Raw genomic sequence first — 14,206 nt, 5'->3', positions numbered from 1 at the left:
GAACGAATTTACCGATGTTGCTCGGGGGTCTGGTTCTGGTTTCGGCATGTGGGATCAATGGACCGGTGCCTGAGATTGCGGATGCTACATCGCACTCGTGCTCTGAAGCTTGATAGCGTGGCAGGTTATCAAGAGGAAATCCACAACTGCACAATCGATAGCCACCCACCTGTGGTGTCAATCTCTCCGAACAATTTGGACAAACGTCAACCAGCCTCAATCGATGTTCATGACATGCAGTTACCAGGGAGTGCCGCCATAGCGCTTGATATGGTTTCTTTTCCGCGAGGCATTGTGGGCAAACTGGGTCAGAGTGAAGACGTTCGTATTGCCAGTCTCTACTAGGATCTTTCGGTGGCGAGCTAGGTGCGAGACGTTCAAGTGTCCCGGGCGGGACCCTCAACTCCTCTTCAAATGCGGCGATATCATCAACCAATTGACGCCCGTATCGATTGCCAAGTTCTGCCAAAAAATCCGACGTGAAGTAGTGTGCTTTTGCTCGCCCTAAACGCCTAATATAGCCCAACAGGCTTTCTGAATTTTTTGGTCTCAGAAAGTCAGAGTGTCTCGATGTCATGCGGCCTCTAACGCTTCAAGGTCAATGAGTGACTCTGGGGTCACATCCAAGCCAGCATCCTGCATGACATGGATGTAGGATCGAACAAGGTCGATTTTCTGAGGTGCTTCCTCCCCAAAAAAGTAACCAGCGTTTAGGCTCTTTTGCGTCAACTGAATTGCGCTGTCCGAGATAATCTTGGATGTCAGCGTCGTCGACTTCATCTTGAGCGCGGCCACTTGGAGGATGCGCACAAGCATTCCAACGCGACCTCCAGTTACGCCGTACAATCTGACCACCAGTTCTTCGAAATCAAAGTCAAACTGGCCACCGGCGGCTTGCATGTTGCATAGAGCTTCAGAGAACGCTGCGGCAAAGCTTGTAGCATCGGCGCCACTCGACCAAGCATACGGAAACAGCTCGATAGTCGACAGCGTTCTGTCCCTCAATTGCTCGTTTTCATCAATGAGCCCCTGAAACTTAGGCAAACCGGCGAGGATCAACGTGACCCCTGTTTGATCGATTAGCCATTTGAAATGGTCGGTTGCGCCACGTTTTGACAGATGAGCACCTCGTTCGGCGCAATGGCTACATTCATCCAACGCGATTGTGCGAATACCTTTTTCACGCACAGCGAAGCACAGACGGGCCTGTAAATCATGCGCGCTTTGGGTTGGTCCGGCTTTGACCCCAACGGCTTCCAGCATCGCTGTAAGCAGTGTCTTGCTGTTTGGTTTGGTCGGAATACTTCCGATGACAAAATCACTTGCTCCGCTCAAACCAGAATACTCAAGCAGGTCGCTACTGAGATCTGGTCGCTTGCCGAGTTCAACTTGAACGTCATTCAAGAGTTGCGTCTTTCCGCAGCGTGTAGGTCCGGACAAGAAAACTGCGGCGCCGTTTAACTTGCGAGAGATGGAGACGGCTTCAACCAATTTGTCTTTGGCAACCAAATAGCTCGGATGTTCAATTGTCTGGTTCAGAACTTCAAACACTCGCTCTGTCATTGCGGGCACCCTCCTTTAGAGACAAAACTTGGCAGTTTGTTGGGCAGATCAAACTCAGGTTTTTCCACCCTGTACGCGGGCTCTGAATGACCGTGCTTATCCATGACTTTCTTGGATTGGGCGAAGATTTCCTGTCTTCGCTCCTCTTTGGCGGCCTTCTCCCGAGACTTTGCGGTCTTTGTCCTTGCCTTTGGTTCTTCTTCGTAAAGGTGCAGAGCCATCGCAGCGATCAGCGCCTTTTCTTGAAGCTCTTCGTCTTCCGGGGTGAAGGTTTGCTTTCGCAGCCTCGCCAACTCATCGAAGGATAGAGCCGGGCACTCTTCATACTTTGCGGGTACGAAGAAATGCTCATTATTCAGGCGATCCAAAACCGCAATTTCTCGAATGTCATTCGGGTCAACGCGGATATCGACTGTCGTGGGTACACCGACCATTTTCAAGTAGTTGGCGAGTTCAGCGCTATGGTATGTCACTCCTCCGTAGGAGATACCGTACCGTTGCACAGTTCTCGTCGCAGCCTGAACCATAAACATCTCTCTGAGTTCGTGGGGATCTGGGGGCATTGGTACAAAACAGTCTTTGGAAGTCCTACGCCAAGATTGCATCGGAGATTCCAGTCTTCGGAGCACGTGTTGTACGCGTCGCCTGGGCATGCGTAAGTACACATCGTAGCGCCATTTTTGCAGTCGCGTTTCAATCTCTTGCAAAGTTAGGCGGGCCTCTTTTTGTGCCTTGTCCGTCCGATCTCTCGGGCCGATGAGGGACGTTTGCGAAGCACCAGGGAATTGAGTGACAAACCGGCTCAGCTCCAAGAAGAAACGTTCGATGAACGGTTTTTTATCCGGTCGACCTGGGATCATCTTGCGCCATTCCAGGCTCGAACAATCGATGATCGTATGGAAGACGTCACCGCTGTTTTCGGTGCCCTGGTCTGTAATCAACAGCTGAGGCGTCCCGAATGTCTGAAAATCGTTCTCGACACCGTGCATCATGAAAAATGCTGGTGTTTTGGGCTCCAAGATTTCCTTTACAGTTCGAGAAACCAATGCAGTGTCGGGACGGCTCCAACTGAGTTGCATCCCAAGAATAACACCGGTTGCGCAGTCGATTGCTACGCAAATGTGGGGGCGGCCAATTGGGGTTCCGTCATCATCGACGCACCAAACATCGAGCGTGGTGCAATCCAATTCTACCCTTTCGAGCGGGGTGGATACTCTTTGGTACTCCAGCGCCATTAGATAGCGCCTGTTTGCCTCTTCGTCCCCCAGTCGCCGTTTTAAAAGCCCGGCATGTGGCAGGCTGTAAACAATTGCTTCAACACACTTTCTTCCGCAGGGACCGGGCACCTTGCCTTCGGATTCGCATTGCCTTCGGTACAGCCGCTTGGCTTGCCGGGCAATCCAAGTGATAGTTTTTAGGTCGTTGTTAAGAAAATGTTCTTCCAAAAGATCCAAAACGACCTCCCGGAACTCCGCGTTATACCTCGGAGTACGATTGCCGGAATTACTTGTCTTGGATCGTAGACCTGCTTTTCCTGAAAGTAGGTACTGCGTGCGCCAATTCTGAATGGTCCTTACAGTCGGAAAAGGTTTCTTCCGATGTACATGAAGCGGATGCGCAGCGAACTCATCTGCCAATTTGTCTCTAATCTTAGCCCACGAGTATCCTTGTCTTTGTAGTTCAATTACTCTGACAAGGATCAGTTCTCGAAAGCACGTTTCGTTGTTTTCCTCTGGTGTACCCAGTCTTTTGGAAGTCGTACCATGAAGATGCGGGCTGCTTACCACACCGAGAGAATAAAGCGTCCTGAATTCTTCATTGGTAATTTCTTTGTATGTCCCTTGTTCATCCTGAAGCAAAACGTGGTCTCGTTGATGACCAAACTCCTTGACCACGAAAGCTTCCGTTCCGATGAGAACATTCCATCCGACATAGTTGGGGCCTTGCTGCGTCACAGTGGAAAGATCTCCAGATGAGACTTTTGGCCGTAGGCTAACTGTCCAACAGATTTGGGTCGGAGCATGCCTGCTCTAAGATCAACTGAGATGTGGCCCAATACGATTGAACTTAGTACATCGATCTGGCTACAACCCAGTTCTTGCAGGAGAAATTCCAACCGGAACGTTTGTGCTTCAATTGAAGACAGTTTGCGAAGGAACTCGTCAGTCGGAGACCTCTGAATGTAGGGATGCAGAGATCGGATATTGTGCACCAAATCTCTGGCAAGAAATTGATCGGTGAGGATCAGAAGCTCTAAACCGAGGCTTCTAAAGATGTTTGGCAGTAGCAACGTGCTCTCATTGTGCTTCAACAATCTAGAGTGTCGCACTTCCACGAAGAGCTTCCGGCCATCAAAACAGATGACTTCAAAATCAGGGGTGTAAGGTTTTGGTTTGTATCCCGTTCCCTTGAACTTGGTGATGAGCTCCGCTTTTGTTGGATAAACACGACCTGATTTCAGATCGAATGTGCAGGGTTGCGGCCGGATAGCCTTAACCTTCGGATGCAGGTCACAACCAAAGGCAAAACTTGCCTCTAACCCACTTTCAGTCTGGATCACGCCTTTTGCTTTTCTTGTAGACAAGAAATGCGACTTCTTTTTTTGCCCTCTTCGCCAAGCTTGGCGCGCAGGGATTTCTGCTCTACTGTCGATTTTCATAGGGTATTCCCTACAACATCGGCGTCGTCCTTTGCAAATAATTGTTGCCGACGCACAATAATGGTGAATTAACCGATGCGAAAAAGCAACGGCCTCGAAGACGTGGCAAAAAAAGATAATTGGATAGATTTTGGTGAGGCCCTAGCAGAAGCGGTCGAAAACCCAATAAAATATGACCTTCGCACATCTTCGGAAGTTCTGAATTTGGTGGCGGAACTAAGAGGGAAGCGTGCTCATACCCTGAGAAATCCGCTCGAAGCATACAAGTGGTTAAAAAAGAGATTTCCTGACGTAGAAAAAGATAGACCAGCTTGGTTGGGTATGACCCTGGTCATGTTTTTGATGAAAATAGAAGAACTGGATCCGACCACTGCTGAAAGACTCGCGCCCCAGGTCTTCGGCGGACAAATGAGACAAGTCGAGCTAAAGGCCGAGTTCGACCGACTCCGACAGAAGCGAGCAGAAAAGCACTCGGATACAAATCTTTCAAAACTATCCTCTCCTCAACGCGCGCAAATTTTTGATCAAACTGTTTTCTCTTTTCTCAGGGTATATGGCCCCAAGATGTTCGGTTCCGACAACGCGGTGCTCAAAGACGGAAGGAGCCTAGGTTCATTGTATCCTGACTACGTCATCGAAGTTGATGGGAAGCCCAAAGTAGCGGTCGAAATAAACGCGCACAGGACAAGAGTAGAAAGACAGTTCGCAATAAATACACTTGGCTATCTTTGGCTCCTTAGGAGACTTGTACCAGAGGCGCTCTTAGTCGTACCTCAAGACTCTGGTTATGACCTGAAACATCTGGCAAAGCTCCGAGATGAGATTGGTCTTGATGGAATTTGTTTCGCAACATTACCAGAAGCTGGAGCCAAGCGTTTTGAAGACTTGGTGGTTCAGGAGTAAGGAACGGGATAAGGATAGTCGATCCAGTTTTGTAGTCGCTGAGCTGCTTATCTAACAACTATATCTTTACCAGTTGCAAAGTCATAAGCCTCCGGACTTGGTCCATTTTTTCTCAACAGAAGTAGTCTTTCTTTTCCTTCTGTCAGGCTCGGAATATGGCCAGCTTGGATCGGCCGGATGACATAGCTATCGGCAACAAGTTCATTGAACAATCGCGCAATGAACCCGACTACATCCTTTCAACCAAGTCCATAAGTCTGAGATAGCGATGATCCGCTCTAAGTTCAGGTGATGTTTCGCCAACTAACGCAAGAATTTTCGGTAACTCATAGGGCGGTCGGCTCAAGATCTGGGGCGTCACTGCATTGAGCAGGTCAAGCGTTTCCTCGGGGAACTGAATAGTGATTGGTTCGTCCGTACCAACTTCGCGGGTAAATCGGTAGAATGGGTGACGGTCAGTTTCTACGGGCACCAAAAAACGCTTTACCGCCCTGTACACCACAGGAAAGCTGGTTCCTGTGTCATCAAGCACACCAATCCAAGACTCGACTGACGATGCCGTGCGGTAAATGCGTTCTCGCGGCCAAACTTCATTCAAAAAGGGTGTTACTAGCTTTTCCCAGCCCTCATCGTTATTTTGGCCGACTTTCCCCAACCACCAGATGAACTGGTTGCGGGTATCGTCGGACATTTCACGTACAATTTGGCGCATCTGCTGCTTGGTGATGCCATCTTCCGAATTGCGTCTGAACAAATACAGGAACCCCAGCCATTGCGTAACAACCTTCGCCAAGTCACGATCCCATTTTTGGTTTTCCACCCACTTGACCGCCTCCAGAAGGAGTGGCTTGACCAAAACAGCCAGCGGTGACCATGGAACCCGATTGCTGCATAGGAACCCATTCCAGGCTGGTTCAGCAGCGGTGTGATCAAACGCCAGCATAGGAATGAGTCGTGCTTTCACCCACTCAGGATCAACGTACATCAACCAGTTCAGCTTACTAAAGGCAATTGAAACGGCATGGTCGGAACCTTCGCCTGGAGAAGCGAACAACCGTTCAATACGGGTTTTTATGTAGTCTGGAATCAGAGAGTCTTGTTCCTGCTTCTCGCCAGGCACCGCGCGAAACAGAGCCTGAGCACACATTCCCAGAGGTCCATTTATTGCATGTTGGTAGGTGCGGCGCGATTTCTGAATGCCCTCACCGCCGAGACTGATTTCACCGATACCACTCTCAGTTGCAGCTTCACCGCCGCTTAAAACGCCGTCCACAACACTATCAAACACGTCCCAAGCAAGTTCGCTATCAAACTCGATTAGCTTTGTGATGTTCTGTTCAAGCCACCGACAAACGGTATGTCTCAACTCCATTATCACTGGTTGAGGAAGACGACTCAGACGGTGCAGAAACACCCTTCTTAGCCTGGGTGAGATTCCATCTGGAACCTCGTTGATCATCGCCGACCAAAACGCCTGTGGATAGTCATTTTCTCTCGCTGCGGCGGAAAGAGCAGATAACGCTTTGCGTGGGTTGGCTTTGACTAGTCCAGTAAAGGGCCGCTTCTCCGTGAAGCTCCCAAAGTCACGGTTTAGGTCATCTTTCGCCCTTGGCACTATCTCATCAACAGCTAGATCAAGAACAGCATCAGGTGTTTCATCTGTACCGACCCACCCAATTTGTGAACCGTGTTCAGTGACAGTGGATGTAGCCCAACCGTCACTCCAATTCTCAATGGTAGCAATGAGCGCTGAAAGACGATCACTTTGATCGCCGACCAGTTCACATCCCTGCAATTCCAGGTATCGCGTATATCTAGCTACCAATTCGTCACGCACGCTCGGATACACGTCATCAGACCAATAGCCTTTCTGATCTGGTCCTGCGAGTAGCCGTTGACCCAGCCGATGACGAAGCGGTTCGGGGAAATCCGCCCACCTGTCAACCAACAGAAAAATAAGTTCCCGTGACACATCGGTGTCCCAGAATACATCTTGGCTAAGTCCCAGTATCCGTTGACCAACCTCTTCGGGCCCAAACAGGTTGTCCTTTGACAAGGCGTAAAGGCCGAGTTTCCTGAAGAAGAACTTGTCCTCCATTGGCCAATTTAGGAAATGCCCCAATGCAACTTGGGGTGAAATCTGTGAAAGTCGTTCGAAAAGCTCGATGAAGAGCTTGAAAGCGTCAGCGGCATCGGGGTGCCGATCCTCTCCATCAATTTCGCGATCAGGGTAACAGGTTGGCGTAGAGAAATAGATCGTACCGATATCGGTTAGCATGCCAGACGCAGCCTTCATTGCATCTTCGAGCAAACCAAATACTTTGGGAAGTACGTCGTCAGGTATGTCCAAGTCGTCGTTGTGGCGTTCGAGAAACTTCACGTTAAACTGCCCCAGATGGCCGAGTTCGATCTCGGGCCAATCCGCAGATGTAGGGCGGACGCCTGCTAAGCTGTACGGCGGCTTGATATCTAGCTTCGGAGCAGCTACTCGCCCGAACTCTCGTAAAACACTTGGCGTCCAACCTTCAGTTCTTATCCGCCGTTTAAGGTCAAACCAGGCACCGTCCCATTCACGGTTCCGAGGGTCCTTGTGATGATCTAAGATCAGACTCCAGATGTGCCGAGCCTTGTCGTGAAGTTCCTCACGCTGACCAAAACGCCATTCAATGTGGTTCAGTAGGCGTGGATGCAAGCCGTTCTGCTTGATGGCCCACCAAGCGATAACAGGGCTAGCAAGGTTGTCTCCAACCCACCTTATCAGATGCCACAACCGGGGTGGGACGTTCGTGTAACCATCGGGTGCTCTCCCGCCTAGTCGATGTGCGTCAGATGGGTTTTCATCGCCATGCCGCCACGACAGCAAATCATCGTTAAAGATACCTTGGCGGTAGTCTTCATCTGACAGGTTCTGAAGATCATCATCCAAGCCGTAGGCCACATTTGGCTCAAAGACTTCAGCGTCTTCACCATACCCACTAGCCCGCTTAGCAGACCGAATGGAGCCGCTGAAAACACAAACCCACTCTGGATGCGTTGGGTGTTTAGCGTCGGCCAGCAGTTTGGCACCAGCTACTGATCGCAGAACATGTGCAACTTGCCCTCGCTGGTGCGGTTGCAACGACTTGGGGTCCTGTTCTGTCATTGAAATGACCGACCCACGCCATGCTCTGGGATCGTCTGCACGGTCTGCCCAAGCCTCCAATGTTTGCCAAAGGTCGGGGTGATCGGGATATGCAATCGCTGTTACACCGCGGTCACGCCACTTTGCTTCAACGTCCTCAGGCGCACCCTTGTCGAAGGCATAGATGCGTGTGCGGTCAAACTGTCCATCGTGGTTCAAACCTTGCAGAAGGTATTTGATTGGTGGGTCTTCAGCCTGATAGCCAACCAGAACGACAGTGTAATGCTCCAGTAAGTGCCGTATGAAATTCGTTGCCCATGCTTCTGAAAGATATGCTCGACCGAAGTCCGCACTGCTCAGGACGTAAGAATGTTGATCTGCGTCTTTGTCTGCAAGCCGCCCGTGCAGGTAGGTTATGCCTTCAACAGCACCTCCAAACGCAAGATCAGGGAAAGCAGGAGCCGCAAAAGTCGGAAAATCACCACCTAGTTCGAACAAAAGATCGAAATTGGTGGTGACGATCTGTGGTTCACCGTTTGGACTTGTTGAGATACGTTTTATGACGTCGTGGTGATGGCCGACTTGATCATTTCCCGATGAAGCTTGAAGGCGTTCAGCTACAAGGGCATTCACTTCGCCTCGTCCGTACTCCAGATGGAGCAGATTGAAAATTTGATCCAGCGGCATGTTTATTCCAGTCGGATCATCAATCCAAGGTTGGAACGCCCGCATGATTTCTGAATCTTTAGGTGGGTCAAAGTAGTCAATGACATATTGCGTCAATCCGATGAAACTCGGCATTCCGGATGGAAGTGAAACGCCAGCACCGCAGAGAAACACAACTCTACCTGCATCACAGCGTTCGAGCAGAACGTCAGGAATAATTGGACCGTTTGCATGAAATCTCATTAGTCACCAATCCGCGTTCGGGTCATCCAACCAACGTCAGCCAAGCCACCTTTTGAGAACTCCTGAAACTGCCTAAGTTCCCATTTCTCGATGATTGATGAGTTAATGTGCTTCACGAGGTTCTTGATTTGAACGTTTCTGGGTTTGCTCCTTGTATTGGCAACACGTCGCATCAGTTCTTCTTGAACGCTGCGCCACCAAAGTCCCTCTTTGTCCAAGAGCGCAGGGCGGTGTTCGTATCTGTCCTTCAGGCTACCCACCACGAGCCGTTCTTCTTGGCGTGACAATTTGAACCAAGTATCAACGAAGGCTCCGGCATCGATGGTCGCAAGAATAGGAATGTCCAAGTAACGTTGTTCTGACGGGTGATTTGTTACCTTCAGGTTTCCAATGAACTGTATCCAGTCATCCGTCAGAAAACCCAAAAGCTCCTTACCTGCATCATCCCTTAACCAAGCTTGATGCCATTCTTCGACTTTTTCGACCAGATAATTAAGGACCTCCTTGAATTCAGCACCTTCACGCCCGATGAACCCAAGCCCATCATACGAATCCAATTGGTTACCAAACCTTTCAACGACGCCTCGACAACGCTCGTACGTTAAAGCGGGGATGAACTGCCCATCGATGTAAGATTTCATTGTTTTGACCGTTTTGGGTACGGTTTGGTCAATTAGCTGATGTTCTGCCAGCATTAGAGAAACGCCGACCACGTGAAGGAACTCACCGACTTCAACATAGCTACCGCATCCCAAATTAGATTGCATATCTTCGACATCAGACCAGAACCCTGGCTCTGATCCATCAGAGAAGTCCCATTCATAGAAGTGCCAAAGCCTCTTCCAAGACGGCCAGGAACCAACACCAGCAACTTCATCCGCTTGGGCTAGTTCTGCATTCAATCTAGCCGCATCTACGACCCCAGAGGTAAGAATCGCAATCCACTGCTGAACAGTGATGACGGTTCTTATTCCGTTATGCTGCTCGTATTTGTTGAAGATACGTTTTTTGGGGGTTGGCTCTTTGTCTTTGTCAAATGAGAACTCATAGACATGGCGAACTTCATCTTTTCCCTCGTCATATTGCCCCAACAAATCCAAGGGTGTTAGAGACGCTGATTCATCAGCGAGATCGAGTTTGAACTCTATGAAGAAGATAAAGAACTGAACGATAAGATTCCGAACTAACTCGTCGTTCTTACGATAGTCTTCGTTCATACGCTCAAGTACAGTAGCCAACTGCCAAACGAACTGACGCAAAGCTCGAAGGTTGTGGAAACCAGACTTGTTGTAGAGTTCACGGATGTCCTGTTCATAATATTCAAGCAGCCCACGAACGTCGGACTGTCCGATTTCCCCGACGAACGACGCTAATGCGCTGTCGGGGTCGCTTTCCAAAAAAAATGAATGCCCGACTATCTTTTCTCTAAATGCAATAAAGTGATCATCTTTCAAACCGTCTGTATTCGCTAAAAGAATTACACGAGTATCACCATGCTCTACGAATCGATTCACAACGCCCAATAGTTCCGACATGGGGATTTGGCAGCGTTCTAAATCATCCAGAACCAAAAGTGCTCCGTCCATGTTCGTCGATGATTGTTCCAGTTGCGAAGTCACCGCATCAACGATTTTGTTCAGGTTTGCTGTACCCCCAAAAATGCCTCCTGATCCAAGTGTAAGTGCACCGCTGAAGATAGATCCAGCAAGGCCCGCCCCCTTGTGTAGTGTTTTCGTGAGAGAACCGGCACTTGCATAAAAGAGGTTGGTCTCCAATGACTGGACGTCGGGGATACCAAACACCGAAAGGTAGATGGGTTTGCGGTCTGTGAACGACTCATCTTCTAACAACTGCAATACAAAATGAGTTTTCCCGCAGCCCCAACGCCCTTCGACCAAAACCGCAAAGTGGGGTTTCGATTCAGTGTTTGCCCAATTTCTAAGAAATTCCTTTACCTCGGCCCTATCAATGCCCATTCGCAAAATACTCGCCACTAAATTGAATGAACAGTTTATGGCAGGTGCAGACGGTCACGTCGATCCTTGTTCACCAGACGTAACCCCAAACAATCGTTTTTGACCTGCACGCTGTGCTCAGCAATGAATCAAAGTACTAGCTGTGACAAGAACTCCCCGGCAAATCGTTGACAAGTTTGCAGTTATTTTGCGCAAACCAGTAGGTAGCTTGAGCAGACACTTCAATGACTGCTTTCCTGAAGCTGCGCGGTAGCTTGATACGCCTGAACGTACGGCGGCTCCGGGCCGGTCAGGTTAGGCAGGCGAAACTTTGAACGGAGACTTTGCGAAGTCTGCTTTCTGCGCGTCGCAGACCTTCGCGAGAATCCAAGCAAAAAGGCCGCATGGAACCCAAGGTTCCTTAGGGAGGCCCTTTGCGGGATTGAGCAACGCAAAGGACCATAACAGCAACGACTACGCCAAAAACTGATTGAATTCACCGCTAGGGCAGACAATCGCGCAGCGCAAAACTATGGGCAAACTACGCAAACTTATGGGGTGCGCGAAGTGTTATGCGCAAACCTACACATCCCTAGAAATCCAGATTTTCCACGCTTAGCGCATTTTGCTGGATGAATTCTCGGCGCGGTTCGACTACATCGCCCATCAGTTTGGTGAACAGGTCATCCGCCTCGACCATGTCATCCACGCGGACCTGCAACAGTGTACGTGCATCCGGGTCCAACGTGGTTTCCCACAGCTGATCAGGGTTCATTTCGCCCAGACCCTTGTAGCGCTGCAGAGACAGGCCCTTTTCGCCTTCTTCCAGAATGGCGCGCAACAGGTCCAGCGGGCCGTGGATGGCCTGCGTCCGGTCGCGGCGGATCAGGGTGGCGGGGGTGTTGTAGACCTCTTGCAGGCTTTGCGTGAAGCTGCCGGTTTTGCGCGCCTCGCCAGACCGCAGCATGGGGCCGTCCAGTGTACGGACCTCCTCGACGCCGCGCAGGATGCGGGCCAGACGAATGCCGTGATCCTGTGTGATCCGGCCCTTCCAGCCGCGTTCATATTCCAGCGCGATCAGGTCCAGACGAGCGGCCACCTTGTCCGCGACGCCTTGCAGGTCGGCATCGACCGCACCGGGCACAAAGGCACCTGCCACCGCAGCCTGTTCCAGAATGTGACGCGGGTAGTGGGTTGGGAAGGCGTCCAAAACACGTTTCAACTGACGCGCTTCATCGACCACGCGAGTCAGGTCCTGCCCGATGATTTCCTCGCCCGAGCCCAGCTTCAGCACCGCGCCCTCGACCCCTTGATTGATCAGGTAGTCATCCAGAGCCGCCTGATCCTTCAGGTAAACCTCTGATTTACCACGCGAAACCTTATAGAGCGGTGGCTGCGCGATATAAAGGTATCCACCTTCGATAAGCTCTGGCATTTGCCGGTAGAAGAAGGTCAACAGCAGAGTCCGAATATGCGCGCCGTCCACATCGGCATCCGTCATGATGACGATCTTGTGGTAGCGCAGCTTTTCGATGTTGAACTCGTCCCGACCAATGCCGGTGCCCAGCGCCATCACGAGGTTGCCAATTTCCTGAGATGACAACATCCGGTCAAACCGCGCGCGCTCGACGTTCAGGATCTTACCACGCAACGGCAGTACGGCCTGAGTGAGACGGTCCCGACCCGTCTGGGCGGAACCACCGGCCGAGTCACCCTCGACGAGGAAAACTTCAGTCTTAGACGGATCTTTCTCGGAACAGTCCTTCAGCTTACCGGCCAAATAGTTCACATCCATCGCCGTCTTGCGGCGGGTCAGTTCGCGGGCTTTGCGGGCGGCTTCACGGGCTAAAGCGGCCTCGATGATCTTGCCGACGATCCCCTTGGCCTCATTCGGGTTCTCTTCGAACCACTCGGCCAGCTTTTCGTTCATCAAGCCTTCGACCGCTGGGCGCACCTCGGACGACACCAGCTTGTCCTTGGTCTGGGATGAGAATTTCGGATCAGGTACTTTAACCGACAACACGCAGGTCAGACCTTCGCGCGCGTCATCGCCGGTGAAGCTGACCTTTTCCTTCTTCGCGATCCCGCTGGACTGCGCGTAATTGTTGATCGTCCGGGTCAAAGCACCCCGGAACCCGGCCACATGCGTGCCGCCGTCCCGCTGAGGGATGTTGTTGGTGAAAGGCAGGACCGTCTCGTGATAGCTGTCATTCCACCACATGGCGATTTCCACGCCGATGTCGTCGCGTTCACCCTTGATATAGATCGGCTCAGGCATCGCTGGTGTCTTGGACCGGTCGAGGTATTTGACGAATTCTTTAACACCGCCCTCATAGAACAGCTCGGTTTCCAGCCGTTCGGCGGGGCGCTCGTCGATCAGGATGATCCGCACGCCCGAGTTCAGGAAGGCCAGCTCACGCAAGCGCTTTTCTAGCGTATCGAACGAATATTCGAGGTTCGAGAATGTATCGGTCGAGGCCAGAAACCGCACTTCGGTCCCGGTCCGTTCACCACACTCCTGAACCACTTTCAGATGCTCTGCTGTCTCGCCACCTTCAAAGCGCGCCAAATGTTCCTTGCCGTTGCGCCAGACGCGCAGCTCTAGCCAATCGGAAAGGGCGTTCACCACCGAGACACCCACGCCGTGCAGACCGCCCGACACCTTGTACGAGTTGCTGTCAAACTTACCGCCCGCGTGCAGTTGGGTCATGATGACCTCAGCGGCGGACACACCCTCTTCGGGGTGAATATCCACCGGAATCCCGCGCCCATTGTCGCTGACTGAAACACTGGAATCGGCGTGGATTTTTACGGTTACATGGTCGGCGTGACCGGCCAGCGCCTCATCAATTCCGTTGTCGACGACCTCATACACCATATGGTGCAGACCCGAGCCATCATCCGTATCCCCGATATACATACCGGGACGTTTGCGAACAGCTTCTAAGCCTTTGAGAACTTTAATGGAATCAGCACCGTATTCCTGTGGTGCCTGTGCGTCGTCGGACATGCCGTTAGTACCTATATTATTTTGGTAACTTATACGTTTTCTGGTGGGGAATGTCACGCGCTCCCCCAAGATTTTGTGGTTTTCTC

The 14,206-nt window shown here is 51.1% G+C and carries 8 protein-coding genes and 1 pseudogene; 1 reads left to right on the top strand and 8 read right to left on the bottom strand.

The window, feature by feature from the left end:
• Positions 1-223 precede the first annotated feature (223 nt).
• The 4 genes and pseudogenes from ACR3E7_RS15120 to ACR3E7_RS15105 form a co-directional block, all read right to left on the bottom strand.
• Positions 224-577 (bottom strand): annotated as a pseudogene (locus ACR3E7_RS15120) (TniQ family protein); the annotation flags it as partial.
• Positions 574-1,563 carry a TniB family NTP-binding protein gene (locus ACR3E7_RS15115; protein WP_170515825.1) on the bottom strand — a complete coding sequence of 330 codons (990 nt, stop codon included), beginning with the start codon at positions 1,561-1,563 and terminating at the stop codon, positions 574-576. The gene ACR3E7_RS15115 and the pseudogene ACR3E7_RS15120, both read right to left, overlap by 4 nt.
• A complete protein-coding gene (locus ACR3E7_RS15110) occupies positions 1,560-3,458 on the bottom strand; it encodes a Mu transposase C-terminal domain-containing protein (RefSeq protein WP_480504128.1) in 1,899 nt (632 codons plus the stop codon). Before ACR3E7_RS15110 ends, ACR3E7_RS15115 begins: the two co-directional genes overlap by 4 nt.
• 56 nt (positions 3,459-3,514) lie before the next feature.
• Positions 3,515-4,222, bottom strand: a complete 708-nt coding sequence (locus ACR3E7_RS15105; RefSeq protein WP_170515819.1) for a hypothetical protein — start codon at positions 4,220-4,222, stop codon at positions 3,515-3,517.
• A gap of 75 nt (positions 4,223-4,297) precedes the next feature.
• On the opposite strand from ACR3E7_RS15105, the gene ACR3E7_RS15100 reads away from it, so the two are divergent.
• Positions 4,298-5,125 (top strand): hypothetical protein, encoded by an 828-nt coding sequence (locus ACR3E7_RS15100; protein ID WP_480504129.1) that lies wholly within the window; start codon positions 4,298-4,300, stop codon positions 5,123-5,125.
• Between the two features lie 47 nt (positions 5,126-5,172).
• On the opposite strand, the gene ACR3E7_RS15095 is transcribed toward ACR3E7_RS15100, so the two are convergent.
• The 4 genes from ACR3E7_RS15095 to gyrB form a co-directional block, all read right to left on the bottom strand.
• Positions 5,173-5,337, bottom strand: a complete 165-nt coding sequence (locus ACR3E7_RS15095) for a DUF3291 domain-containing protein (protein ID WP_480504130.1) — start codon at positions 5,335-5,337, stop codon at positions 5,173-5,175.
• 17 nt (positions 5,338-5,354) lie between these two features.
• Positions 5,355-9,155 (bottom strand): SIR2 family protein, encoded by a 3,801-nt coding sequence (locus ACR3E7_RS15090; protein WP_480504131.1) that lies wholly within the window; start codon positions 9,153-9,155, stop codon positions 5,355-5,357.
• Positions 9,155-11,131 (bottom strand): P-loop NTPase fold protein, encoded by a 1,977-nt coding sequence (locus ACR3E7_RS15085; RefSeq protein WP_480504132.1) that lies wholly within the window; start codon positions 11,129-11,131, stop codon positions 9,155-9,157. The genes ACR3E7_RS15090 and ACR3E7_RS15085 overlap by 1 nt, the downstream gene beginning before the upstream one ends.
• Positions 11,132-11,702: 571 nt before the next feature.
• Positions 11,703-14,120 carry a DNA topoisomerase (ATP-hydrolyzing) subunit B gene (gene gyrB / locus ACR3E7_RS15080; RefSeq protein ID WP_480504134.1) on the bottom strand — a complete coding sequence of 806 codons (2,418 nt, stop codon included), beginning with the start codon at positions 14,118-14,120 and terminating at the stop codon, positions 11,703-11,705.
• Positions 14,121-14,206: the final 86 nt, after the last annotated feature.

The organism is Ruegeria sp. BK1 (assembly GCF_056535645.1).
This window is presented reverse-complemented; position numbering and strand designations above follow the sequence as displayed.

Coding starts and splice junctions, on each gene's coding strand:
- ACR3E7_RS15115 (WP_170515825.1), bottom strand. CDS start 1,563: ATGACAGAGCGAGTGTTTGAAGTTCTGAACCAGACAATTGAACATCCG.
- ACR3E7_RS15105 (WP_170515819.1), bottom strand. CDS start 4,222: ATGAAAATCGACAGTAGAGCAGAAATCCCTGCGCGCCAAGCTTGGCGA.
- ACR3E7_RS15100 (WP_480504129.1), top strand. CDS start 4,298: ATGCGAAAAAGCAACGGCCTCGAAGACGTGGCAAAAAAAGATAATTGG.
- ACR3E7_RS15090 (WP_480504131.1), bottom strand. CDS start 9,155: ATGAGATTTCATGCAAACGGTCCAATTATTCCTGACGTTCTGCTCGAA.
- ACR3E7_RS15085 (WP_480504132.1), bottom strand. CDS start 11,131: ATGGGCATTGATAGGGCCGAGGTAAAGGAATTTCTTAGAAATTGGGCA.
- gyrB (WP_480504134.1), bottom strand. CDS start 14,120: ATGTCCGACGACGCACAGGCACCACAGGAATACGGTGCTGATTCCATT.